The organism is Pseudomonas izuensis, from assembly GCF_009861505.1.
Taxonomy (GTDB): domain Bacteria; phylum Pseudomonadota; class Gammaproteobacteria; order Pseudomonadales; family Pseudomonadaceae; genus Aquipseudomonas; species Aquipseudomonas izuensis.
Window position 1 is genome coordinate 417445 of sequence record NZ_WTFT01000004.1, and the last position, 24677, is coordinate 442121.

Below are 24677 nucleotides of genomic sequence, written 5' to 3' on the forward strand. Positions count from 1 at the left end.
TTTGTCGATCAGGTCACACTTGGCGATCAGAGCTCGGAGAAGCACTCTTCGATGATTGCCAGACCTTTGTCCAGTTGCTCGTCCGGCGAAGTCAGCGGTACCAGGACGCGCAGAACGTTGCCGTAGGTGCCGCAGGACAGCAGGATCAGACCCTTGTCACGCGCCTTGGCGACAACAGCAGCCACTGCAGTCGGGTTTGGCTTGTGGCTATCGCCGCCTTCAAACAGCTCGACCGCGATCATTGCGCCCAGGGCACGGACTTCACCGATCACCGGGTACTTGGCCTGGATAGCCTTCAGGCCAGTCACCAGACGCTCGCCGACAGCCTTGCAGCGGTCCAGCAGGTGCTCTTCTTCGAACACTTCCATCACGGCCAGGGCCGCGGCGCAAGCGATTGGGCTACCGGCGTAGGTGCCGCCCAGGCCGCCTGGAGCGATGGCGTCCATGTATTCGGCCTTGCCACACACACCGGCCAGCGGGAAGCCGCCAGCGATGGATTTGGCGAAGGTGGTCAGGTCGGCGGCAACGCCCATCTGTTCCATGGCGAAGAAAGTGCCGGTACGGCCAGCGCCGGTCTGTACTTCGTCAGCGATCAGCAGGATGCCGTGCTGGTCGCACAGGGCACGCAGACGCTTCATGAACTCTTTAGGCGCGACGTAGAAACCACCTTCGCCCTGAACCGGCTCGATGATGATCGCAGCGATGTCTTTCGGCTCGGCGTCGTTCTTGAAGATGCGCTCGATGCTGGCGATCGAATCGTCGATGCTCACGCCATGCAGTTCGTTCGGGTACAGCGCGCGGAAGATGCCGCCTGGCATCAGGCCCATGCCGGCCGAGTAAGGCACGACTTTACCGGTCAGGCCCAGGGTCATCATGGTGCGACCGTGATAAGCGCCGGTGAAGGCGATCACGCCGGCACGGCCAGTAGCGGCACGGGCGATCTTGATGGAGTTTTCAACGGCTTCGGAACCGGTGGTCACCAGCAGGGTTTTCTTGTCGAAATCACCTGGCACCTTGGCGTTGATTTTTTCGCACACTTCTACGTACGGCTCGTAGGCCAGTACCTGGAAGCAAGTGTGGGTCAGCTTGTTCAGCTGCTCGGTCACGGCGGCAATGACTTTCGGGTGCACGTGGCCGGTGTTCAGCACGGCGATACCGCCGGCGAAATCGATGAACTCGCGACCTTCAACGTCAGTCACGGTAGCGTTCTTCGCGGAATCGGCGAAGATTGGGTGAATCTGGCCAACACCACGTGGAACAGCAGCGGTACGGCGGGCCATCAAAGAAGCGTTAGTCTTGCTCATACTTTCCTCATTCACCGCTCATCGGGCGGTGTGGTTCAAGGATTAAGCGGCGGGGAACAACAGCGACAGCATGCGATGATCGACTGCCACAGCGTTCCCGGCCACCGAGAAAATTCCGTTTGAAGCACGCAAAGGGACAGCGCTCTCGTGCCCTTTGCGTTTGAAGCGATGCCTTTTTCCGGGCTTAGATGCCCAGGCAGAGGTATTTGATTTCCAGGTAATCTTCGATGCCGTACTTGGAGCCTTCACGGCCCAGGCCCGAGGCCTTGATGCCGCCGAACGGCGCGACTTCGTTGGAGATCAGCCCGGTGTTGACGCCGACCATGCCGTATTCCAGGGCTTCAGCCACACGGAACACACGACCCAGGTCGCGAGCATAGAAGTACGAGGCCAGACCGAACTCGGTGTCGTTGGACATCGCGATCACGTCGGCTTCGTCTTTGAAGCGGAACAGTGGCGCCAATGGACCGAAGGTTTCTTCCTTGGCCACGGCAGCGTTGTTCGGCACGTTGGTCAGGATGGTCGGCTCGAAGAAGTTGCCTTCCATCGGCTTGCCACCGGCCAGTACGGTCGCGCCTTTGCTCAAGGCGTCGGCGATGTGTTCTTGCACCTTGGCCACGGCTTTTTCGTCGATCAGCGGGCCAGTAGTGGTACCTGCTTCCAGACCGTTACCGATCTTCAGCTTGGCAACGGCCACTTTCAGCTTCTCGGCGAATGCGTCGTAGACACCGTCCTGAATGTACAGGCGGTTGGCGCAGACGCAGGTCTGGCCGTTGTTGCGGTACTTGGAAATGATCGCGCCTTCGACGGCCTTATCCAGATCCGCGTCGTCGAACACGATGAACGGCGCGTTGCCGCCCAGTTCCAGGGACACTTTCTTGATGTCCTTGGCGCATTCGGCCATCAGCTGACGACCGATTTCGGTCGAACCGGTGAAGGACAGCTTGCGCACGATCGGGTTGCTGGTCAGCTCGGTACCGATGTCGCCGGCGCTGCCGGAAACAACACTGAATACACCGGCAGGAATACCGGCACGCTGAGCCAGTTCAGCCAGGGCGAAAGCCGAGAACGGGGTTTGCGAAGCAGGCTTGAGCACCATGGTGCAACCGGCAGCCAGGGCCGGGCCGGCTTTACGGGTGATCATCGCGGCCGGGAAGTTCCACGGGGTGATTGCAGCGGTCACGCCGATTGGCTGCTTGATCACGATCAGGCGCTTGTCTGGCTGGTGGCCCGGAATCACGTCACCGTAGATGCGCTTGGCTTCTTCGGCGAACCACTCGATGAAGGAAGCGGCGTAAACGATTTCACCCTTGGCTTCGGCCAATGGCTTGCCTTGTTCCAGGGTCATCAGGCGAGCCAGGTCATCCTGGTTCTCGATCATCAGTTCGAACCAGCGACGCAGCTTGGTCGCACGCTCTTTGGCGGTCAGTGCACGCCAGGCCGGCAGCGCCTTGTCAGCGGCTTCGATGGCACGGCGGGTTTCGGCAGCGCCCATTTTCGGCACGGTGCCCAGAATTTCGCCCGTTGCCGGGTTGTTGACCTTGATCGTCTGACCATTGTCGGCATCGACCCACTCGCCATTGATAAAGGCTTGCTGGCGGAACAACTGGGTGTCTTTAAGCTGCATGTCGGCTTTCCTTAACAGCACCGCAATGGATGCGGAGCAAATTATGATTGTAGAAAGGCGCCTCAGTAGGCTGCCGTCAGGGAAATCATTCACCGGGCTGAAGCACATAAATAGCGCACGGATTGGACTCGTGCGGTTCAGCACCCAGACAAGAGCGTTTGAAATCTCAAACGAATCCTAGGATCAAAGGGGGTAAAGGACAATAGGCCGTTCGAAAAAAAGAACGAAAACGCCGCATTTGCCTGTTTTTTCTGATCAACGTAGCAAACGCAGGTTACGCTTGTGAAAACAGCAAGCGATTCAGCAGCATGGACGCCCGCATTGCATATGAGTATCATGGCGCCCGCATTGCACCAGTAGCTCAGCTGGATAGAGTACTGCCCTCCGAAGGCAGGGGTCGTGGGTTCGAATCCCGCCTGGTGCACCATACAAAGCAAAGGCTCAGGTGAAAACCTGGGCCTTTTTGTTTTCGGCTGTGGCAATTCTGTGCCTAAACCGTGCATCAGGCTTTGATCAGGTTGTCGAAGGCGCTGCCGTCACGCCGCGTTAGATTGGGGACATAACACGAGTAGACGCGGGACAGCATCTCGGTTGTCGTGTGCCCCATCTGCCTGGCGATCCACTCCGGATTTTCGCCTACCGCCAGCCATAGGGTCGCCGCCGTATGGCGTGTCTGATAGGGGCGTCGCCGACGCAACCCCAGGTGACGAAGCAGTGGGTAGCCGCAGCGGGCGACCAGCTCGTTGAAACCTTCGAGCCAGCCCAGGCCGCCACGACCGTTTAGCTCGATGAAGGACGGATTGATAACGTCCTTGACCGGCGAATCCCAGCCCATGCGCACAGGCCGTAACCCCAAGCCACGGCGTGGGAGGCGGACAGCGCGCCGAGGGCGACGACGAGTTTGAGCGGGGACATGGGGAAAGCCTTTCTTGGAGTTGTGCTTTTTTTATAGTGCCGACGAAACGATTCATCACGCTTAAAAAGCTTACGCCCTAGCCTTCCCAAGCCTATTAAAATTGACCTTATGCAACCTCCGCACGCTTACGTTAGTCTCATAAGGTTTGAACCTCCGGAAAATTGGCGGCGACATCATGATGGCATCAAGGTCGCCCGTTAAATGCAGGAGCAAGCACAGACAGATTTGTCTGTCATTTTTGCGCAACGGATCGTATGGAGTTTGAATGCGCGGGCCACTATTACGCAGCGGTAAGAGCGGGTCATTCACTGCCCTCGGCGAAACAGGTCAACCGGTCTACCGGGCAGCCCTGCAACTGCGCGAAGCCATTCGCCGCAAGAACCCCGAGTTGGTCGATCACCTGGCCATCCCTCAAAGCGATGAACTCGGCAACCAGATCGATTGGTACAGCGCCCTCGACGGCGATGTGATTCCGTGGAGCAGCGCGACCGAAGAAGAACGCGCTCCTGCCCGCCGTCAGCTTGAAGCGCTGAAGACTGCGCTCGAAGAATTGAGCCAGCGCTTCCTGGGTACAGACTCCGGCGAACAGCAGCAAGGCGACAAAGCCGTGTTCGGCAAGCTGCTCAAGCGCGTGATTCATTTCCCGGACGAAAACTTCGTCTACCTGGTGCAAGGCAAACCGGTGCTGACCTTCTGGGGTTTCGAGCATGCCGGTACCGGCAATAGCGATCCCCTGCACTGCCTTTATCAGGTCCCGCCCGCGTTCACGCTGCCCCCCGTGGCCGAAGCGCCTGTTGTTGCGCCCGTCGTGCCGGTGGTTGCTCGTCCTTGGTGGCGGCGCTGGTGGTGGCTGTTGTTGCTGCCGTTCCTGCTGCTGCTCTTGTGGCTGTTGCTCGGCCTGCGCGGTTGCGTCCCGCTTCCGTTGTTGGCCGTAGACCTGCTGCCCGAGGGCGTCGTACCGGTGGAGAAACACCTGGAAGAGCCACCACTGACCGGCAATGTCACGACGCTCAATGGCGTCCCCGTGACCGGCACCGTCGTAGGCGCCACCAACGGCACCGGCACCGCCGTGACCGGAACACAGGGTGTGGAAACGCCGGCCGTCGAGGATAACGAGGCTGACGGTGCACCCGCCGACTTAACCAAAGACCCAACCAAAGACCCGGCAGCCGAAAACAAAACCGCACCACCTGAAAACAAAACCACGCCGCCGGATGTCACATCGCCCGAAGCAGAAAAACCCGCCGCCGCAAAACCCGGCCCTCCCCTGAGCATCCCGCCAGACGCCGCCGACGGTGCCGCCAAGTTTCTTGACGGTCAGTACAGCGCAGGCGCCGGGATACAGGACCGCCGGACTGGCAAACCGCTGCGTCTGGAATACCAGCTCAAGGACGGTAAGGGCCAAGTCACCGTACACCAGGCCGACGGCTCGAAATGTAGCGGGCCCGTAAGCGCTACTATGAAGGGTGGCAGCCTGGCCATCGACAGCCAAGGCCAGGCCGTTTGCGGCGATGGCAGCACTTACGACATGCCCAAGGTCAACTGCCGCAAAGGGGCGACCACGGTCGCGGACTGCACTGGCGGCTACGGAAAAGAACAATTCCCCATGTCCATGCGGCAAGTGGCCGAATAAAAACGGAATAACCCGACATGTTGCCTGAAGTCACTCAATTCGAAGACACCGTCACGCTGGTCAGCGACACCGGCATCCAGTTCATGGATTTCGCCCTGCGCCTGGATCCCCGCAAGGAGCCGGCGGGCGAGTTCGCGCCGATGATCAGCGGGCTGATCTGCCGCTTGGCGTACAACGAAGAGAAAGACTTCTTTTTCTACGAGCCCGAACCGGAAAAAGTCGAAAAAGCCAAGCCTGCGTTCAGCGTCGACATGAAAAGCAGCCTCGATTTGCTCGACGGTATCTGGCTGCCGACCCCGTTTTTCCGCTTCATGCCGCCGCATCGCTTCGACGAAGGTCCGACCAACTGGTCGCGCATGCGCCTGGTGAAACTGGCGACTCCCGACATCGACGGCAACACCCACCGCCTGACGATGGCGTTCGACAGCCGTGTGATGCCCAAGCGTGACGGCACTGCCTATCTGGCGCCAAACGAAGAAGACATCAGCTCCGGCGTGTCTTTCAAACTGGCGACCAAGGCTAGCGAAACCCGTTGGTTCCTGGCACAGCCGTGGGTCAACGAGTGGTTGCTGGAAGTGTTCAATGAGGGCAATGCCCACCGTTCGCGCGCAGAGTTGGACATCGATATCCGTGCCAACCATCACCTGGCGCACTACCTCAACTTGCTCAGCCTGTTGAGCAAACCGTCAGCCGCCCAGCAATCGAAAGCCCGTGCGAAAGTTGAAATCCCCGAGCTGAAAGTAGTCGCCAACGACAGCAATGGCCTGATCAAACCGATTCCGGTGGATCTGGTGCTGGACGTCGGCAATTCGCGCACCTGCGGCATTCTGATCGAAAACCACGGTCAGGCCGGCTCCGGGCTGAAGCAGAACTACGTGCTGGAACTGCGCGACCTGATCACCCCCGAACACACCTACAACCTGCCGTTCGAAAGTCGCGTGGAATTCGCCCAGGCGTATTTCGGCAAGGACCACTGCTCGGTCAAGAGCGGTCGTCACGATGCGTTCCAGTGGGCGACGATTGCCCGCGTCGGCAATGAGGCCAGTCGTCTGGCCAGCCGTCGTCGCGGTACTGAAGGCTCCACTGGTCTGTCCAGCCCGAAACGTTATCTTTGGGACGAAAATGCCTATGGTCACGGCTGGCGTTTCAACTGCTCGTACATCAAGACTGATAACGAGCCGTATGCCACCGCCGCGCCGTTCTCGCACCTGATCAACGAAACCGGCGAGGCGCTTTACAGCCTCGAAGAAGATGATCGTCTGCCAGTGTTCATGCCGCGTTATTCACGCAGCTCGCTAATGACCTTCATGCTCGCCGAAGTACTGGCCCAGGCGCTGTCGCAAATCAACAGCCCGGCCCAGCGCTCGCGCCAGGGTCACACCCGCGTGCCGCGCCAGCTCAACAGTATTACCCTGACCGTGCCGCCGGGCATGCCGCAGGCCGAGCGCAGCATCCTCAACGAACGCATGCTCCAAGCCATCGGCCTGGTGTGGAAAAGCCTCGGCTGGCATGCCGGCGAGGAAGATCCACATCAGGATCAGGCCGTCAGCCCGCGCACGCCGATCCCGAGCATCCGCGTGGAATGGGACGAAGCGTCCTGCGGCCAGTTGGTGTACCTGTACACCGAGGTCAACGAGAACTTCGCCGGTCACCCGGAAGAGTTTTTTGACACCATCGCCCGGCCGGACAAAGCCGACCGCCAACGCATCACCCTCGCAACCATCGACATCGGCGGTGGCACCACCGACCTGGTGATCACCGACTATCGCCTCGACCGCGCGGGCAATACCGGCAGCGGCAGCAACGTGCACATCGTGCCCGAGCAGCGTTTTCGCGATGGTTTCAAAGTGGCCGGCGACGACATCCTGCTGGACGTGATTCAGGACTTCATCCTGCCGAGTTTCGAAAAAGCCTTGCAGAACGCCGGCGTGAAGGCCCCGAACTCATTGATGTCACGGCTGTGTGGCGATGAATCGGTCAGTGCCCAGGACATGATCCTGCGTCAGCAACTGAACCTCCAGGTGTTTGCCCCACTGGGCCTGGCGCTGCTCAAGGCGTACGAGCATTACGATCCGCAGGTCCCGCAACAAGTCATCCCGCAAAGCTACCGCCAATTGCTCGGTGACAACGCAATCAGCCAGACCGTACTCGACTACGTCAATGTCGCCGTGCGTCGCGATGTCGGCGCACAGAGCGGTTTCGACCTGTATGCCGCGCCGATCAGCTTCGACCTGCAAAAGCTCCACGCCGCGTTCCTCAACGACCAGATCAACATCACCAAGATCCTGGGTGCGCTGTGTGAAGTGGTCGCGCATTACCCGTGTGATGTCTTGCTGCTGACCGGCCGCCCTTCGCGTCTGCCCGGTATCCAGGCGTTCATTCGCAAGGTGTTGCCACTGCCACCTGGACGCATTCTGGCGCTGCAAAACTACCGCACCGGCGGCTGGTATCCGTTTCACAGGAACGGCCGGATCGACGACCCGAAAAGCACCGCCTCTGTGGGCGCCATGCTTTGCCTGTTGTGCGCCAACCACAGCGTGCCAAACTTTTACTTCCGGGCATCGGCGCTCAAGCCGTATTCGACGGTCAAGCACATCGGCGTCATCGACCTGAACAACGTGATCAAGGATGCCGACGTGCTGTACCGCGACATCCAGTCCGAAGACTACAAAATCAAGCTACCGGAAATTGGCGTTGGCGACGCCGCCGACACGCCACAGCTGGAAATGCGCGGCGATCTGCGCCTCGGTTTCCGCCAGTTGGCCACTGAACGCTGGGCCGCTTCGCCGTTGTATACCTTGCGGTTCACCAAGACGGGTCGGGAGAAGTTTTCCCGGGCAATCGGTGAAAACGGTAGCGCGCCGCTGCTCAAGGTGCGGTTCGAGGTCAAACCGGCGGACAAATACACGCGCAAGCAGGATCTGGTCAGCGACCGCCTCTCGGTTCGCGACATCGAATCCAACAGTAACAACGTCAACTTCAACCCGCGCAGCGACCTCGAGCTGGAACTCAACACCATGCTCGACGCCGGCCTGAGCGAGACCAAGTACTGGCTCGACAGTGGAAGTGTGAAACGCAAATGAATGACCTGACCCCCGATCAAACTCAGCTCTCTGCCAGTTGGGCCGCTGTTTATGAAGGCGCCGGTCAGGCGCTGGACTGGATTGGCCAGACACGCGTCAATGCACCGCGCCTGGACAGCGAAGCCGACAACCTGAACATCCGCCTGCACCGTGCCCGCAACCTGGCCAAAAGCCTCGGTCGCGTGGCCTGCACGCCGATGACCATTGGCTTTTTCGGCTTGTCCCAGGCAGGTAAGTCCTACCTGATTTCGGCCCTCGCCGCCGGTCAGAACGGCAAGCTGGAAACCGAGTTCGGCGACCAGCGCCTGGACTTCATCAAGCACATCAACCCGGTGGGTGGTGGCAAGGAAGCCACTGGCCTGGTAACGCGCTTCAGCCGTCGGGCGAAGGAAAGTCAGGACAAGGACTTCCCGGTAGAACTCACGCTGTTCAAGGAAATCGAGCTGGCGAAGATTCTCGCCAACGCCTGGTTCAAGGATTTCGACCTTGAACGGATTTCCTACGAGATCGACGAAGAGCGCATCCAGCGCGTGCTCAAACCGTTCGAAGGCCGCGAAACCGGACCGCTGCAAACGGGGGTCAACGCCGACGATCTGGTGTCGCTGTGGGATTACCTGCGCGACAACTTCCGCAACTCGGTGAAGAAGCTTGAGCACCTGTACTGGCCCAAAGCATTGCAATTGGCGCCACGCCTGAATTACCAGGAACGGGCCGAGCTGTTTTCGATTCTCTGGGGTGAGCAAAGCGAGTTGACGCGCGTGTACCAGCAACTGGCCGGCGCGCTGCACAAGCTGGGTCTGCCCGAGACCGTGTTCGCACCGTTGAAGGCCTTGGTGAGTTTCGACAACGACACCTACAGCCAGCGCGACAGCATCATGAACGTCGACATCCTCGAACGCTTCGGTAGCCCGCTGGACTTGCCGATCGATGTTCGACCGCTGGTGGGCGATCGCCTGCAAAACAGCCAGGCCATTGCGGTCGCGCAACTGGCGGCACTGACCGCCGAAATGACCTTCCGCCTGATCGAAGCGCCGGTAGATGACATCGTCAATCAGGTCGACCTGCTGGATTTCCCCGGTTATCGCGGGCGCCAGAAACTGCACGAGATCGCCGATTCCAACGACCCGCAGTCCACCGCCAAGGACAACTCCGTTTCCCAGCTGATCCTGCGCGGCAAGGTCGCCTACCTGTTCGAACGCTACACCGACAACCAGGAAATGAACGCACTGGTGGTCTGCACAAGCTCGACCAAGCAAAGCGACGTCAACGATGTGGGCCCGGTGCTGACCCGCTGGATCGAAAAAACCCAGGGCGCCGACTCGGCCGCTCGCAGCAAGCGCGATACCGGCCTGATCTGGGCGCTGACCATGCTTGACCTGCGCATTACCAACTCCCTGAGCCTGACACCTGATCAGTACGACGAGAGCTGGAACGGCATGGTCAAGTTGACCATGCTGGAGCGTTTCGGCAGCCTGAGCTGGATGAACGACTGGGCCGGCACGCCGTTCCAGAACACCTATCTGGTGCGCAAACCGCGTATGGACGCGGCGTTCATCGGACAAGACGCGACCGGTGCGGAAACCGGTCTCAATGCCCTCTATCAGGAGCGTGTCAGCGCGCTGGGCATCAGCTTCGCCAGCAACGCCCTGGTGTGCAAACACATCAAGGACCCGGCCAACGCCTGGACAGAAATGCTGCGCAACGATGACGGTGGCATCAGCCACTTCAGCGGCAGTTTCAAAGGCGTGGCCAATATCGAATTCAAATTGCAGCGTATCCGCGAGCAATTGGGCGAATGCCTCGAAGGCCTGACCACTCACGGCCTGAGCACCTGGTACCACGCTGACGACGACAGCGCCGCAGCCGCCAAGAAAGCCAAGGCGCAAATGATTTTGACAGGCCTGGGCCGTCGCCCGGCGGTACTTGGCGAATTGATCGATCAACTCGACATGCCGAGCGAAGAGGTGCGCGACCTGTACCTCAGCGGGGTGTACGAAACTGATGACGAGCCCGCCGTAACCGACGAACCGGTCGCCCCGACGCCAAGCCAGAGCCTATACGGCAACGACGCCGGTTTTGACTTCGATTTCGGTGACGACCTGAGCCCCGACAGCACGCCGGCGAGTAACAAAATCGGCACCCCGGCGCCCGAACTGCAAAGCAATGAGCATCGTTTCGCCAAAGCAGCCTTCAAGGCCTGGATCGCCCACCTGCGTGAACTGACCACCCGGCAAAGCCTGCTCAACCTGCTGGGGCTGGAAAAGGCCTTGCTGGAAGCGGTAGTCGATGAACTGATCACCGCCGGCTATCGCCAGGACTTGCCGGGGCAACTGAGCCGCGCCGTCCTCAAGCGAGCACAAAGTGGCGCGCGGCGCGATCAACTGGTCGAACGCCAGGTACTGGAAGTGCAGCGCGTGCTGCGCGATTTCGTGTCCTGGTTCGGCTACCTCCAGAAACCGGTGAACGAGCGCCCGAACAGCCGCACCGGAGCCAAGGCGCCTTTGTTTTCGTTCTACACCGACATTGGTCCGGGACAAGTGCCCGAACTGCCGGCGCAACCGTCGAATCAGGCGCAACGGTACCTGGGCGACTGGCTCTCGGGCCTGGCCTACATCACGCAGGACAATGCCGGCCATGGTGCCGGACGTGAAATCACCCCTGAACAGAACGAACGGCTGGGCCAAGTGCTCACAGCCTTTGCAGCGAGATAAGCAATGCCAATTCGTGTCGACCTGCTCGCGTTAGAGCCCAATGTGCCTGGCCAGGCCCGCCTCACTGTGAAGAAATGGCAGGGTAGCGAGGAACAGCTGGAGTTTTCCATTCAGCGCAACCAGGACGGTTTTTACCTCCAGGACCACAAGGCGTGGAGCAACAATCCATTCTGGTTCAAGGTCTCGCGTTTCAACCTCACCGCCAACGGCGAAGCGTTGGAAACGCAGGTCGGCCCGAGCGTGATCGACCCCCTGCTGGAAGGCAGTGCCAACTCGCAATTCCAAATCGAACTGCGCGAACAGAGCCTGGGCCACACTGACAAAGGCGTGGTTCGACCAGGCATCGGCTTGCTGCCGTCCACGGCCGGCGGCCAGACACGCTCGACTTACGGCGGTGCCGAACTGACGGCGCCAAGCGAACCTGCACCGGAGGTTCCGGAGATCCCGGATCTACCTGAATTGACCCTGTCCACCATCGAGCCAGAAGTGGAATTGGAGTCGGTACTCACCGAGCCTGCCTACACACCGCCTCCGGCCCCGGTGAAGAAAAGCAACAAAGGCCTGATCGGACTATTGATTGTGGTGCTGCTGCTGGCGGCAGGCGCAGGATTCTGGTTCTACAAACGCCCCGCCGCGCCTGCCTCGGTGGCCACAGCCACTGCCGCTGCACCTGCCGGCGCCGACGCTCAAGCCTGTACCCTCGACAGCATGAACAGCCTGCCGGAGTTGACCTTCGTCCAGACCTGCATCAAAGCGGCACCCGACAGTGCCAAGTTGCTGGAAATCATTAACCAGGCCAAGGCTGGCAAACACTGCGGCGTTGCCCAGCGCCTGTACGCCAACCGTGCCCAGGCCGGTGACGCGCTGATCGCCAACGCCTATGCCCGTGAATACGACCCTAAATACCTGAAGGCCAGCGAGTGCTTCCCGGCCGCGGACAACGCCACCGCCGCCTACTGGTATGAAACCATCCTCACCCAGGACCCGAACAACGCCGAAGCCAAGCAGCGCTTCGAGGAGTTGCAGAAGTGATGCGTTCGCCCCTGAGTCGATTCCTGCTGAGCGGTGCCGCCTTGCTCGCGCTATGCATCAGCCCGCTGTCCCAAGCCGATGACAAACCGCTGATTCAGGCTGGTAAAAAAACCCTGTTCCAGCGCGTGCTGACCACGCCCGGCTGCAAAATAAGCCCGACGGCGGGTGGTGCTGAAGGTGACGCACAACCGGTCTTCACCCGCTTCTATGTGTACGAACGTGCGCAAGCGAAGAACGCCGAGTGGCTGAAAGTCGGCCCCGACAGCTACGGCAAAACCATTGGTTGGCTGCCTGCCAGCTGTACCACCGACTGGAAGATGCAACTGACGCTGGCCTTCACCAACCCGGCCAACCGCGACCGGCTGCTGTTCTTCAAGGACCGCGCCACCGTCGAAGGCATCCTTGATGCACCGGACCCGGTCAGCAAAGTCGCGCCGCTGCGGGCTACGCTGAAAAAGGGACAGCAGGCACCGGGCGTACTGGCTGAAGAACCGGAATACTTCGTCGACCTGCAAAAGCAGTTCTACCTGCTGCCGGTGCTCAGTGGCGAAGAAGTCATGACCGAAAGCGGTTTCCGCACGCGCCTGCTCAACGTAGCCTCCGTCAGCAAGCCGGATGACAAGAACGCCAAGGGCGGTGCTGCAAACAACGCTGCCGGCAGCAAGGAGGCCGAAGAGAAAAAGGCCAACCAGCTGAAGGAATTCAGTGCGGCCGTGGTATTTGTCATCGACTCGACGATTTCGATGGACCCCTACATCGACCGCACCCGCGAGGCGATCCGCAAGGTATATCAGAAGATCGAAGCGCAGAATCTTGGCAAGCAGGTCAAGTTCGGCCTGGTGGCTTTCCGCTCCAACACCCAGGCGGTACCGGGGCTGGAATACACCACCAAGATGTACGCCGACCCGACTCAGGTGAAAGACAGCGCCGACTTTTTCGCCAAGATCGCTGACCTCAAACAGGCCACCGTGTCGAGCAGCAGCTTCGATGAAGACTCGTTTGCCGGCGTCATGGAGAGCATCGACAAGGTCGACTGGAGCCAGTTCGGCGCACGCTACGTGGTGCTGATCACCGATGCGGGCGCCATCGAAGGCGACGACAAGCTGTCGAAGACCGGTTTGAGCGCCGCGCAGGTGCGTATCGAAGCCGCCAACCCGGGCGTGGCGATTTACACCCTGCACCTGAAAACCCCGGCCGGGGCCAAGGACCACGCCAAGGCCGAGGCGCAGTACCAGGACCTGTCGACCTACCCGGGCACCAACACCTCGCTGTACTACCCGGTGAACGCTGGCGACGTGCAGGAATTCGGTCGAAAGGTCGACGCACTGGCCGGGGCGATCACTACACAGGTCAAAGCCGCCTATATGGGAGAAGACGCCATCGGCAGTGCGGCGAACGCCAAACAGGACCCGGCCGAGAAAAAGATGCTCGAAGACGCGGCGCTGATCGGCCACGCCATGCAACTCGCCTATCTCGGCGAGAAGACCAACAGCAAAGCCCCGCCAGTATTCAAGGCATGGATCACCGACCGCGACCTGATCAAGCAGAACATCCCGACCACCGACGTGCGGGTGCTGCTGACCAAGTCACAGCTCAGCGACTTGAGCGACGTGATGAAGCAGATTCTCGATGCTGCCAACGAAGGCCTGATTTCGCCGACGGAAATGTTCGATCGCCTGCGCTCGGTGGCGGCTACCATGGGCGCCGATCCCAATCAGCTCAAACAGAATAGCAACGCCAAACTGGCGGACATGGGCGTCCTCGGTGAATACCTCGAAGACCTGCCCTATCAGAGTGAAGTGCTGAACCTGGATGAAGAGACCTGGAAGAGCTGGGATGGTCTGGCACAAGAGAAATTCATCCGCACGCTGAACACCAAACTGCGGCATTACCAGCGTTACAACGCCGATGTAGACCGTTGGGTAGCTTTAGCCAAAGACAGCGATGCGCGGGACAACGTCTACCCCGTGCCACTGGAAATGATGCCTTAAAGAGACGCAGATGCTCGATATCAAGAACCTGCTGGTGCGCCGTGGTGAAGGCGCACACGCCCATAACGTGCGGCTGCCGCACTTGCAGGTCGGCGCCGGGGAAATCCTCGCCATCACCGGCGAGAGCGGCAGCGGCAAAAGCACGTTGCTCGAAGCCATCGGCCTGTTGCTCGCGCCGGTGGAACTCGAGCGCTTTCGGCTGGGCCCGACGCACGCTCAGGATATCGCCCAACTGCTGGCCACTGACGACCAGCCAGCGCTCGCAGCGGTGCGTTCACGGCACTTGGGATTCATTTTGCAGAGCGGCGGCTTGCTGCCGTTCCTGAGTGTGCGTGACAACATCAGCCTGCCGCGCCGTTTGCTCGGGATGCCTGCAAAAAGCGATCACATCGACCACGCCGTTGACGTATTGCGCCTGCAAGGGTTGCTGGATAAACAACCAAAGGCCTTGTCGATCGGCGAACGCCAGCGCGTTGCTTGCGTTCGGGCAATTGCCCATGAACCGCTGCTGCTGTTGGCCGACGAGCCGACCGCCGCGCTCGACCCTCACGGTGCCCGGCGTTTGTTCGAGTTGCTCCTGAGCCTGGTGTCGAGCATGGGCCTGAGTGCGCTCGTTGTGTCCCATGACTGGGTTTTGTTGAAGGATTTCGGCTTGCCGCGACTCGGCGCTATCAGCCATCAGGGGGAGACTCTGTTTGAACCGATGGACTGATCGCTTGCGCCTGCTGGGTTCACTGGCGCTGCGAGACCTCTGGCACGACCGCAAGGTCTCGCTGTGCATCGCCGCCTCCCTGGTGGCGGTGATCGCGCCGTTGTTGTTGCTGTTCGGGCTCAAACACGGGGTGGTCAGCCAACTGCAGGACGAACTGCTGCGCGACCCGCGCAACCTTGAAGTGAAAATGCTCAGCAACGGCAACTACGACACGGCCTGGATCGAGCGTTTGCGCCAGCGCCCCGAGACCGGTTTTGCCCTCGGCCAGACCCGCTCGCTCAATACCCAGGCTGACCTGCTGATTGGCATGCAACGGTTTGTCGAAGGTGCGGAAATCATCGCCACCGAATCGGGCGACCCACAACTGAACCTGTCGTCACTCAACCCCGTCGGCAATCAAGTGATCCTCAGCGCCAGCGCAGCGCAACGCTTGCAGGCCAAGGCCGGCGACAGCGTGCAGCTGCGGGCCTTGCGACGTCTGGAAGGTGTCAATGAACGCGGCGAGATGACGCTGACGGTACTGGCCGTGCTCGACGGTGCCCGCTTCGGTCGAGCTGCCGGGTTTGTCGCCCCGCCGCTGCTGCTGGATCTGGAGCGCTTTCGCGACGGTTATCAGGTCAGTGAGTTCGGTGTGATCACCGGCAAGCCTCCGGGTAATCTACAACCGCTGTACGCCCGCGCCCGCGTGTATGCACGCGACATCGATCAGGTCGCGCCGCTTGAACACTGGCTCAACGAACAACACATCGAAACGTCGAGCCGACTGGCCGACATCGACAACGTCAAAGCCATCAACCACGTGCTGGGGCTGATCTTCGGTGTGATCGCCATGGCGGCGCTGATCGGCTGCGTGGCGTCGATGGTCGGCGCGTTCCTGGCCAACATTGATCGCAAACGCAAAAGCCTGGCGGTCTTGCGTCTGCTGGGTTTCAAACGCAGGGCCGTAGGCGGTTTCGTGGTCCTGCAAGCGCTATTGCTGAGCCTGGCTGGCTACGTTGGCGGGCTGGGGTTTTATGCCGTGGGCAGTCATTTGTTCAACTACCTGCTCGGCAGCAGCCAGGCCACCGGCACCTTCGTTTGCCACATCACTGTTTGGCATGGCCTGGCCGCCCTGCTCCTGACCTTTTTGGTCGCTGCACTGGTGGCCGCGATCGGCGCCTTGCGAGCCATCAACATCCAACCTGCGGAGAGTCTGCGTGAGCTATAAACGTTTTGGCTTGCTGTTACCCCTGAGCCTCGGCTACTTGCTCGACGCCTCGGCGGCGGGCTGGGAAGAGAAGTATTACAACCCGATGCCCGAGGCTGGCGACGTCGTGCTGCCGATGCCCTGCGAAGGCTCGATGGTGTTCCGCAAGGTGTTTATTCCGGTCGCCGGTCCGCTGGATGACTACCCAATCAACATCGGTCAGGACGGCGCGGAATACGGCTATGTCGAACAGACCCGTCCAACCTTTATCGCCGGCAGTTTCACCGGGGCCAAGAACGACAAATCCCGCTACTACCTGATGGCCAAGTACGAGATGAGTCAACTGCAATACGCCGCACTGACCGAAGCAACCTGCCCCACCGCCACCACCAATATGCGCTTGCCGCAAACGGCGGTGAGCTGGGTGCAAGCCATCGAAGCCGCCGACAAGTACAACCTGTGGCTGCGCAAAAACGCCACCGGCAAGCTGCCCAAGGAAGACGGGGCGCAAGGCTTCCTGCGCCTGCCGACCGAAGTCGAGTGGGAGTTCGCCGCGCGCGGCGGGCTGGAAGTCGGTGCCGCTGAATTCCGCGACACGCACTACCCGATGCCAGAAGGCATCAACGCCTACGAGTGGTTCGCCGGGGCGCAATCGTCCAACGGCAAAGTGCAATTGACTGGTCTGCAAAAGCCCAATCCGCTGGGTCTGCATGACATGCTCGGTAACGTCGACGAAATGATGTTCGAGCCGTTTCGCCTGAACAAACTCGACCGCCAGCACGGTCAGGCCGGCGGTTACGTCGTCCGTGGCGGCAACTACCTGACCGCGCAGGCCGACCTGCATACGGCATTGCGTAAGGAGGAGCCGTATTACAACGCCGAAGGCCAAGTAAAAAACAAAACCACCGGCCTGCGACTGGTGCTGGTCTCCCCGACCCTCACCTCTCGCGAACGGGTCGCCAGCATCGAAAGCAGCTGGAAGAAACTCGGCACCGGCAGCAAGGAAACCGAATCCGCCGACAAAGGCACCGTACAATCCCTGAACAGCCTCGCTTCAGGCGTCGAAGACAAAGCGCTCAAGGAAAAACTCCAGGCCCTGGAGAACCAACTGCGCGCCAGTAACCAGCAGCAGGAAGAAACCCGCGACCAGGCGATCCGCGCCAGCCTCAACCTGGGTGCGTTCCTGTGCACCAAGATGCTCGACGACGGCCAGTACGTGGACTTCCTGCAAAAGAACTACAAGCTTAACTGCGAAAGCGCAGACAAAGATGCCAGTTGCGACATGCGTAAAGGCAAGCTCGACGAGCAAAAGGATCGCCTGCACAAACTCAGCCGTTACTACGCCAGCAGCCTGGTGGAATCGGCTACCTTGTACGGCCAGCCACTGCTTGAAACGCAAGTCCCGGTGATGGAAGAAATCATCACCCGCAACAAACAGCTGCAAGACCTCAAACCTTACTTGCGCACCCACTGGGCCAATCAGAAGGCGTTCCTGCAAAAGCAGAAAATCGACACTGAAGCCTGGCTGACCAGCTGCAAAACCGTCACTCAATAACAATGCGTCAACACCGTTACGTAGGAGTTTCACCATGTCGCGCAGCCTTTGGACTCGCTTCAAGCTACAGATCGCTTTCGTAGTCGCCAGCAGCCTGCTAATGAGCGGTTGCGCCAACACTGGCAGCTCCATGCTGGGCGAAGGCGAAAGCGAAGGCGGCGGTGCCGACCCGCGCCTGACCCAGGGCAATGACGCAGAGTTCTTCAGCAAGTCCGGTTACCAGGCCTGCGCCGTCGGCGCCGGCGTCGGCATCCTCGCTTGCGCACTGTCTAACAGCAACAACAAAACCGTGTGCGTCATCGCCGCCGGTATTACCGCGTGTGGCGTGGCCATGGGCGCGAACTATTACCTGGATCAACGTCGCGCCGAATACGCCGACACCACCACCCGCCTGGCGAAGATGAACAGCGACGTCGAACAAGACACGCAGAACGTGATCGCCCGGACTGCGACCGCTCAGCAAGTGATCAATGATGACCATGCGCAAATTGCCCAGATCAAAAAGGACATTGCCAACAAGAAAGTCGACAGGAGCAGGGCTCAGGCGCAAATCGCCGGGATCGATTCGGACATCGCGCGCCTGCGTAAAGACCTGGCCAACATGCGTATCAAAGTCACCGAGTACAGCAAAGTGGCAGACGCCGAGCGTTCACAAGGCTCCAGCGCCGAGATCAGGCAAGTGGAGATGAACATTCAAAGAATGAACCAGAAAGTCGCCAGCCTGCAGAAGGAAGTCGACGCTCTGTACAGCCAACGCTCCGCAATCACCCTGGGTTAAGCCTATGACGCCAAGACAACTGATGCTCATCACTGCCGTCCTGGCCCTGAGCGGTTGCGCGAGCCAGCCCGGCGAATGCGATGCGACCAATCGCGACAGCAGCATGCTGACCAAGATGAACTGCGACTACTCCGGTGGTTACAGCGATCAGGTCAAGCAGAAGGAACTGGCACTGAGCGAGTCCCGGCAGCAAAACGCAATGTTCCGCCAGGTGTACGAGAACATTCAGGCCCAGCAGCTCAGCACCAAGACCGATCTGGCCAGCCAGCAGAAAGCCCAGGCGGCGTTGAATCAGTCGCTGGCGCAACTGCTGACCTCGCTCAAGGCCCGGCGTGGCAATGAAGCCCAGGTGCAGAAGCAGATTGCCGACCTCGAGAAGCAGCTCAAGGCTTCGCAAGCGGCACCAACGACCAAATCAACACCCGCGACGCTGGCGGCCAAGCAGCAAGAGCTGAAAGCATTGCAGAAGAAGGTCAACCAGCTGCAATTCAGCCTCGGCTACGAAGAGTAACTTTTCACCCTGCAAGCATCCCGATGGATGCCTGCACTTTTTCAGGAATCGTCGTCATGCAGCGGGTCATCAGGGATGCGCAAGCCACATCGGAGGGGATGAGTGCACTGCAAGCCAAAGTCGCCCTCATCCAGAAACACTTTCCGCCGACCGTCGCCAGCCTGTTTGCCATCCCGCGGATGGGCAGCGGCGACGTGATGGAGTGGTGGACCGAACTGGGTGGCCAACCCACGCCTTATGCCGATCTCAATGAGGACGCGCGACGACGTTTGCTGGAAACCTATGAAGTGCGTCAGACGTCCCTCGGACAGCTGGCGGATGAACTGCAAAAACGCGGTCAATCGACAGAAGCGGATGACCTGCGCAGCCTGCTTGGCACGCCTGAGCTGGACAAACTCTACAGCCTCAACGGTGAGCCTTTGGTGGTGCGCTGGAACCAGCGTCCGCCCAAACCGATCGTGCCGCCGGTGGTGCCGGTCGCGCCCGTGCTGCCGCCGTCGCGTCGAGGCTGGTGGATCGCGGCGGCCTTGCTCGCGCTGCTGTTGCTGCTCCTGGCGCTCTGGCTCTGGTGGTTCCTGCACCGTGAGCCGGTTGTCGTGGCGCCGCCTGTAGCGCCTGTGCCGCCAGTGGTTGCGCCGGTTGAGAAACCGGTCGAGCCTGCCCCCGCGCCTGTCGTGGAGCCGGAACCGAAACCTGTTCCGCCACCTGAATCCACGCCAGAACCGGTACCGGAACCCAAGCCGGTCCCGCCACCAAAACCGGCCCCGGCACCGGCACCTGAACCCAAGCCGGCTCCGCCACCCAAACCGGTTCCACCGCCAAAACCGGTCGTGGCTGCCCCGCCACCAGCGCCACCACCCGCCCCGACGCTGGACAACTTCGCATGCCGCAAAACAGCGCCGAAGTCAGAGGTCCCGCAGTTCGTGGTGGTGCTCGACACTTCGGGCTCGATGGATTTGAACATCAAGGCAGTGAGAGCCGACGAGGACTGGTTCTACGGTCCTGACATCAACAAGCTGCTGGACCCGAACCGCACCATGCGGCTTACCGCCAGACCCAGCCGCATGGACGTCGCCAAGGAGTCGCTGGCCGGAATGATCAACGGGCTGGACCCGAAGATTGATACACGCCTGATCACCTTTGCCGGCTGCGAAAGAACACCCGACCAGGGTTTGTTCAAGTTCGGCGACCGCCCGCGGCTGATCAACGGGATTCGAGGCCTGGTTCCCGACGAAGGCACACCGCTGGCCGACAGCCTGGCCCACGCGGCGAGCACGGTCGACGGGCGCAATAACGATGCGGTTATCGTGATGTTCGTCGACGGCGAAGACGGTTGCGGGCAGGACGTTTGCGCGGTATCCCGTCGAATCGCCAGGGAACAACCGCGCCTGCGGGTCAACGTGGTGAAAATCGGTGCTGGCGGCCCGTCACGCTGTATCGCTGAAAACACCGGAGGTCGGGTTTACAACAGCACCAATGCGGCTGAGTTGGGCAACCTGTTGAAACAGGCGAGCAAGGAAGTATCCAGCAGTACCAAGTGCGACTAGCTTGGAATTGATCCTGATTTGAGCTGGCCCTATTCGCGAGCAGGCTCGCTCCCACAGGGTTTGTGTCGATCATAAATACAAGTGTGGGAGCTCACTTAACCGAGAGGCACTTAGAGTCATTTGCGACCGACCGAGATTCCTGTACCGCATTGCCCTCCAAAGGAGGGGTCGTGGGTTCGAATCCCGTCTGGGCACCATACGCAAGAACGAGAAAGCCCCAGACCGCAAGGTCTGGGGCTTTTTTTTGTTTCTGGAACGCCTCAGATCCGGAAGCTGCCCACCAAATGCTTCAAGCGGCTGGCCTGCTGTTCCAGGTCCGAGCAGGCGCGCAAGGTGGACTGCAGGTTCTCCATGCCTTCCTGGTTCAGTGTGTTGATCTCATTGATGTCCATGTTGATCGAGTCAACCACGGCCGTCTGCTCTTCAGTGGCGGTGGCCACCGACTGGTTCATTCCGTCGATTTCACCGATGCGCTGGGTCACGCTGCCCAGGCGCTCGCCCGCCTGATTGGCAATCGACACGCTGTCCTGGCTGTGGCGCTGGCTTTCGCCCATGGTATTGACCGATTCACGGGCACCGATTTGCAGCTCCTCGATCATGTTCTGCACTTGCTGCGCTGATTCCTGGGTGCGGTGAGCCAGATTGCGAACTTCGTCAGCGACCACGGCAAAGCCACGACCCGCCTCACCAGCGCGCGCCGCTTCGATGGCCGCGTTGAGCGCCAGCAGGTTGGTTTGCTGGGAGATGCTGGTGATCACTTCGAGAATCTGACCGATGTTCACGGTCTTGCTGTTCAGCGTTTCGATGTGCGAACTGGAGGTGACGATCAGGTCCGACAGGCGATTCATGGCCTGAATGCTGCGATCGACCACTTGCTGGCCTTCTTCGGCCAAGTGGCGGGCGGAGCTGGCGTGTTGCGAAGCTTGCGCGGCGTTATGCGCGATTTCCTGGGCGGCAGCCCCCAGTTGATTGATCGCGGCCGCGACGCTGCTGGTGCGGTTGACCTGCTCGTCGGAATTGACCATCGAAGCGTTCGATGCACTCACCACACGCAGGGCCACTTCGTTGACCTGCTCGGTGGCCGACGACACTTCGCGGATCGAGGTGTGAATACGTTCCACGAAGCGGTTAAAGGCGTTCCCGAGAATGCCAAACTCATCCTGGGTATGAATGACCAGGCGCTTGGTCAGGTCGCCTTCACCTTCAGCGATATCTTCCATGGCCTTGCTCATGGCCTGCAGAGGTTGCAGCAGCAGACGAATCAGCATGCCCAGCAGGGCAATAATGAAGACCACGGCGAACACGGTGGCCACAACAGCCGACGCACGGAACTCGCTGAGCCTGGAAAAGGCCTTGTCCTTGTCGATGGACAGGCCGATGTACCAGTTCACCGAAGGCAAGCCCTTGATCGGGGCGAACGTGACGATGCGGGTCTGGCCATTGGCCTGGACTTCAGTCAACTCGCCGTTGATCCGTGGCGTACCCTGCGGGAAGAGGTCGCTCAGGCTCTTCATCTGCATATTTTTGTCGGGGTGGACCAGCACCTTGCCATCGGAGCTGACCATGAAGGCGTAACCGACTCCGCTCAGATCCAGTTTGTTGATGATGTCGACCAGCGCACCGAAGCTCACATCACCGCCGACCACGCCGACGGTCTGCCCTGACTTGCGGATTGCCGCCACCATGGAGACCACCAGCGTGTTAGTGGCCATTTCGACGTACGGCTCGGTCATGGCGACGCTATTGTTGGCCTCGGCAAGCTTGTACCAAGGGCGCGTGCGAGCATCGTACCCGTCGGGCATCTTCGCATCAGGCAGGATGGCGAACTCGCCTTTTGTGGTACCGACGTAGGTACTGGGGAAGCTCGACACCAACGTTTTCTGTGCCATCAACGTGGTGATGCTGGCCATCTCCGGGTTCAAAGCCGCGTTTTGCGCCAGGTTTTCAACCAGCAAAGTGCGACCGTCAAACCAGTTCTTGATGTTGGCCGCCGTCACGTCGCCCATTTCATGGAGGTTGTTCTCCAGATCCTGGCGAATGGCGTTGCGCTGGAGGTAGTCGTTGTACAACGTGAATAGCGCGAAGGCGACTACCACGATCAGCGACGCCGCAAGAAGGATCTTGTGGCTGAATCGGAGGTTTCTATTCATAACGGGTCGTGTCCACGAAGGCGTTATTGTTGATTGGCACGAGCTATATCGACCGCCGAATAGAATACTGAACATCTTTGTTCGTTTTTCTAGACGCGGAAGGATCCCCCGGATCAATCCGCCCCCGATTCGGACAAATGCCGCAAAAATCTTTTTTGCCCGGCGCGCTTCACGCTCTCCAGAATGCCTTCCCCAGGACTTAACCAAAGGGAACGCCATGCGTTTGATAAGGAATGTCGACAAGGGCTTTGAACAAACAGAAAGCCCCAGCACTGCCGCCCGATGGGTGAACGACGCGCTGATGCGAGGTCGCCACAACATCGAAGGACTCGCTAATTTGGGGAACCCCTCCCGCATCAGCAGCGACTTCGAAATTGTCGAGGCCGTCCGCAAGGGTGATTTGCTGTTGGTAAAGGAACGTCTTGCCAGCTCAGGCGGTGGCTTCATTGCCAGATCAGCGCCAGCACCCACACCTGAACCTGTCTACATCCCCCCAAAAGATCCATGGCCGCAGGCCAAGCCTCGCGACGATCAGATTTTTGTGGAACGTCGATAAAACCGCGTTGGAGGCCAAGCTCAACGGCATCACAATTCTGTGGACACCCCAGCGCGGCCCACTGGGACAGATGCCACAGCTGATCTACCCCGACAGCAGCGGTGAACAGCTCAGCACCATCCTGGTACACCCGATCCCGGAAAACACGGACAGCCAACTCGAAGGCCTCCCCGGAGAAGACATCACTACCGACGACTGTATTCTGGTGTTTCCAGCAGACACCGGGCTGAAGTCGATGTATGTGGTGTTTGCCCGGCCTATTGGCGGCGATCACAACTATCACCCAGCTCCCAAAGGGCTGACAGCTTTCCCAGATGCCACACGCGCAAAACAAATGTCGAGCGTCCAAGGCGGCGGCAAAAAACGAAGTCGCTGGAAAGATCGCAAGGGCAGAATTTATGAATGGGATTATGAGAACGGCAGAATTGAACTCTACGATAAACAAGGTAAGCATTTAGGAGAGTTCAACCCCGAAACGGGAGAACGAACAAAGGATGCCGAACCAGGGCGGACCACAACAAAGTGATATCGGAGAGCAATAATGTTTTTAGAGATTACGGGCTTTCTTGCAGGCAAAAACGAAGACGATTCGATCAAATTTGAGCTCGACGTTAGTCCAGAATTTGAGCAAGCGGTTATGCACATATTGGGTTGGGATAGCTTGGCGGCGGAAGCTAACGGCGAACTTCCACTAACCGACGGACAGGTCCAACAATTGGAAATTGCGATCCAACAGTCATTACCGAAAGAATTGGAGCTATTCATCGGAGTACGGGCATAGCAGAGTCACCCGATTCCGGAAGACCATTAGCCTTCAGCATTGAGATCCCTGCCGACGTGTTCGATATGTTGGCAGAGCTAATGGCCTGGCGTGAGCCGGAAGATGCCATTTATGAATACGACCTGTCGCCAGAATAGGTAAGTCGCCTTGAAAGCATGACTGGAAGGTCCTTCAACAGCCCTGACTTCATCTTTCAGCTGTCTTGTTCCGCTTAAATACAATTATCGTGGCACGCGCCTTAACGCCAAACTCTGCCCGCGCAAACTTACGCGAACATAGTTCAGCAAAGCTTGGTGCGCTATCTATCGAAATGAAAAAGCCTCAGGCTCGTGGGGTCTGGAGCTTTTTTAGGCGAAAAAAAACCGCCAAAGCGGTTTTTTGTCATTCCGTCGTCCAATCAAACTCGTCGTACTCATCATCCTCGTCGTCCTCGAACTCTTCCCCTTCAAGAACGTCCTCTTCCTCAACCTCACCCTCTTCCGGCTGATTCAGCAGAAAATCCTTACGACTCTCGGTAATCGCGCGCCGAAGTTCTTCGCCCTTTTCCGGGCAGTTGAGCATTTGGGCGATGCGGTCGATTTTTTTTGCCACGGTTTCCTCCAAC

Annotated in this window: 18 protein-coding genes, 1 tRNA gene and 2 pseudogenes; 15 read left to right on the forward strand and 6 right to left on the reverse strand. The window is 59.6% G+C overall.

Annotation, left to right across the window (positions count from 1 at the left end; all coding sequences use genetic code 11):
• Positions 1-26: 26 nt before the first annotated feature.
• Positions 27-1304, reverse strand: a complete 1278-nt coding sequence (gene gabT / locus GPL81_RS04905; RefSeq protein WP_096513965.1) for a 4-aminobutyrate--2-oxoglutarate transaminase — start codon at positions 1302-1304, stop codon at positions 27-29.
• Positions 1305-1488: 184 nt separating this feature from the next.
• Positions 1489-2931 (reverse strand): NADP-dependent succinate-semialdehyde dehydrogenase, encoded by a 1443-nt coding sequence (gabD, locus tag GPL81_RS04910; protein WP_096513966.1) that lies wholly within the window; start codon positions 2929-2931, stop codon positions 1489-1491.
• Positions 2932-3281: 350 nt separating this feature from the next.
• On the opposite strand from gabD, the gene GPL81_RS04915 reads away from it, so the two are divergent.
• Positions 3282-3358, forward strand: a tRNA-Arg gene (locus GPL81_RS04915).
• A 284-nt stretch (positions 3359-3642) separates the two neighbouring features.
• Here the strand turns inward: GPL81_RS04915 and GPL81_RS31905 are convergent.
• A pseudogene (locus GPL81_RS31905) lies at positions 3643-3775 on the reverse strand (DUF4432 family protein); the annotation flags it as partial.
• A gap of 337 nt (positions 3776-4112) precedes the next feature.
• Here GPL81_RS31905 and GPL81_RS04925 point away from each other — a divergent pair.
• From GPL81_RS04925 to GPL81_RS04975, 11 genes are read left to right on the forward strand one after another with little or no spacing between them, the layout of a single operon-like run.
• Positions 4113-5480 (forward strand): SrfA family protein, encoded by a 1368-nt coding sequence (locus GPL81_RS04925; RefSeq protein WP_160105419.1) that lies wholly within the window; start codon positions 4113-4115, stop codon positions 5478-5480.
• Between the two features lie 17 nt (positions 5481-5497).
• Positions 5498-8563 (forward strand): virulence factor SrfB, encoded by a 3066-nt coding sequence (locus GPL81_RS04930; RefSeq protein WP_160105420.1) that lies wholly within the window; start codon positions 5498-5500, stop codon positions 8561-8563.
• Positions 8560-11274: a putative virulence factor gene (locus tag GPL81_RS04935; RefSeq protein ID WP_160105421.1), complete on the forward strand. Its 2715-nt coding sequence runs from the start codon at positions 8560-8562 to the stop codon at positions 11272-11274. The genes GPL81_RS04930 and GPL81_RS04935 overlap by 4 nt, the downstream gene beginning before the upstream one ends.
• Positions 11275-11277: 3 nt before the next feature.
• Positions 11278-12306, forward strand: coding sequence for a hypothetical protein (locus tag GPL81_RS04940; protein ID WP_160105422.1), 1029 nt, complete (start codon positions 11278-11280; stop codon positions 12304-12306).
• The gene (locus GPL81_RS04945) at positions 12306-14297 is read left to right on the forward strand and encodes a vWA domain-containing protein (protein WP_178122562.1); all 1992 of its coding nucleotides are present in this window, start codon (positions 12306-12308) and stop codon (positions 14295-14297) included. The genes GPL81_RS04940 and GPL81_RS04945 overlap by 1 nt, the downstream gene beginning before the upstream one ends.
• Positions 14298-14307: 10 nt before the next feature.
• A complete protein-coding gene (locus GPL81_RS04950) occupies positions 14308-15009 on the forward strand; it encodes an ABC transporter ATP-binding protein (RefSeq protein WP_160105423.1) in 702 nt (233 codons plus the stop codon).
• The gene (locus GPL81_RS04955) at positions 14993-16216 is read left to right on the forward strand and encodes an ABC transporter permease (protein WP_160105424.1); all 1224 of its coding nucleotides are present in this window, start codon (positions 14993-14995) and stop codon (positions 16214-16216) included. The genes GPL81_RS04950 and GPL81_RS04955 overlap by 17 nt, the downstream gene beginning before the upstream one ends.
• The gene (locus GPL81_RS04960; RefSeq protein WP_160105433.1) at positions 16206-17750 is read left to right on the forward strand and encodes an SUMF1/EgtB/PvdO family nonheme iron enzyme; all 1545 of its coding nucleotides are present in this window, start codon (positions 16206-16208) and stop codon (positions 17748-17750) included. The genes GPL81_RS04955 and GPL81_RS04960 overlap by 11 nt, the downstream gene beginning before the upstream one ends.
• 34 nt (positions 17751-17784) lie before the next feature.
• Positions 17785-18528, forward strand: coding sequence for a hypothetical protein (locus GPL81_RS04965; protein WP_160105435.1), 744 nt, complete (start codon positions 17785-17787; stop codon positions 18526-18528).
• Between the two features lie 4 nt (positions 18529-18532).
• Positions 18533-19039: a hypothetical protein gene (locus tag GPL81_RS04970; RefSeq protein ID WP_160105437.1), complete on the forward strand. Its 507-nt coding sequence runs from the start codon at positions 18533-18535 to the stop codon at positions 19037-19039.
• A 56-nt stretch (positions 19040-19095) separates the two neighbouring features.
• Complete coding sequence (locus GPL81_RS04975) at positions 19096-20586, forward strand: vWA domain-containing protein (protein WP_160105439.1); 1491 nt, start codon at positions 19096-19098, stop codon at positions 20584-20586.
• 260 nt (positions 20587-20846) lie between these two features.
• On the opposite strand, the gene GPL81_RS31910 is transcribed toward GPL81_RS04975, so the two are convergent.
• A complete protein-coding gene (locus tag GPL81_RS31910; protein WP_372237736.1) occupies positions 20847-21611 on the reverse strand; it encodes a methyl-accepting chemotaxis protein in 765 nt (254 codons plus the stop codon).
• A 93-nt stretch (positions 21612-21704) separates the two neighbouring features.
• Positions 21705-23057 (reverse strand): annotated as a pseudogene (locus GPL81_RS31915) (HAMP domain-containing protein); the annotation flags it as partial.
• Between GPL81_RS31915 and GPL81_RS31330 the strand changes: the two are divergent.
• Genes GPL81_RS31330 through GPL81_RS04990 form a run of 3 tightly spaced genes read left to right on the forward strand, consistent with a single transcriptional unit; the run spans position 22954 to position 24073 of the window.
• Positions 22954-23292, forward strand: coding sequence for a hypothetical protein (locus tag GPL81_RS31330; RefSeq protein WP_246218885.1), 339 nt, complete (start codon positions 22954-22956; stop codon positions 23290-23292). The pseudogene GPL81_RS31915 and the gene GPL81_RS31330 sit on opposite strands and share 104 nt — an antisense overlap.
• The gene (locus tag GPL81_RS04985; protein ID WP_343038518.1) at positions 23276-23818 is read left to right on the forward strand and encodes a colicin E3/pyocin S6 family cytotoxin; all 543 of its coding nucleotides are present in this window, start codon (positions 23276-23278) and stop codon (positions 23816-23818) included. Before GPL81_RS31330 ends, GPL81_RS04985 begins: the two co-directional genes overlap by 17 nt.
• Positions 23819-23833: 15 nt before the next feature.
• Positions 23834-24073: a pyocin S6 family toxin immunity protein gene (locus tag GPL81_RS04990; protein WP_160105445.1), complete on the forward strand. Its 240-nt coding sequence runs from the start codon at positions 23834-23836 to the stop codon at positions 24071-24073.
• A 381-nt stretch (positions 24074-24454) separates the two neighbouring features.
• Here the strand turns inward: GPL81_RS04990 and GPL81_RS04995 are convergent, their stop codons facing one another.
• On the reverse strand, positions 24455-24664 hold the full coding sequence (locus GPL81_RS04995; protein WP_160105447.1) for a hypothetical protein: 210 nt from the start codon (positions 24662-24664) through the stop codon (positions 24455-24457).
• Positions 24665-24677 lie beyond the last annotated feature (13 nt).

Bases quoted from the DNA above. Each gene is read 5' to 3' on its own strand.
- gabT (WP_096513965.1), bottom strand. From the start codon at position 1,304: ATGAGCAAGACTAACGCTTCTTTGATGGCCCGCCGTACCGCTGCTGTT.
- gabD (WP_096513966.1), bottom strand. From the start codon at position 2,931: ATGCAGCTTAAAGACACCCAGTTGTTCCGCCAGCAAGCCTTTATCAAT.
- GPL81_RS04925 (WP_160105419.1), top strand. From the start codon at position 4,113: ATGCGCGGGCCACTATTACGCAGCGGTAAGAGCGGGTCATTCACTGCC.
- GPL81_RS04930 (WP_160105420.1), top strand. From the start codon at position 5,498: ATGTTGCCTGAAGTCACTCAATTCGAAGACACCGTCACGCTGGTCAGC.
- GPL81_RS04935 (WP_160105421.1), top strand. From the start codon at position 8,560: ATGAATGACCTGACCCCCGATCAAACTCAGCTCTCTGCCAGTTGGGCC.
- GPL81_RS04940 (WP_160105422.1), top strand. From the start codon at position 11,278: ATGCCAATTCGTGTCGACCTGCTCGCGTTAGAGCCCAATGTGCCTGGC.
- GPL81_RS04945 (WP_178122562.1), top strand. From the start codon at position 12,306: ATGCGTTCGCCCCTGAGTCGATTCCTGCTGAGCGGTGCCGCCTTGCTC.
- GPL81_RS04950 (WP_160105423.1), top strand. From the start codon at position 14,308: ATGCTCGATATCAAGAACCTGCTGGTGCGCCGTGGTGAAGGCGCACAC.
- GPL81_RS04965 (WP_160105435.1), top strand. From the start codon at position 17,785: ATGTCGCGCAGCCTTTGGACTCGCTTCAAGCTACAGATCGCTTTCGTA.
- GPL81_RS04970 (WP_160105437.1), top strand. From the start codon at position 18,533: ATGACGCCAAGACAACTGATGCTCATCACTGCCGTCCTGGCCCTGAGC.
- GPL81_RS04975 (WP_160105439.1), top strand. From the start codon at position 19,096: ATGCAGCGGGTCATCAGGGATGCGCAAGCCACATCGGAGGGGATGAGT.
- GPL81_RS31910 (WP_372237736.1), bottom strand. From the start codon at position 21,611: ATGGTCAATTCCGACGAGCAGGTCAACCGCACCAGCAGCGTCGCGGCC.
- GPL81_RS31330 (WP_246218885.1), top strand. From the start codon at position 22,954: ATGCGTTTGATAAGGAATGTCGACAAGGGCTTTGAACAAACAGAAAGC.
- GPL81_RS04990 (WP_160105445.1), top strand. From the start codon at position 23,834: ATGTTTTTAGAGATTACGGGCTTTCTTGCAGGCAAAAACGAAGACGAT.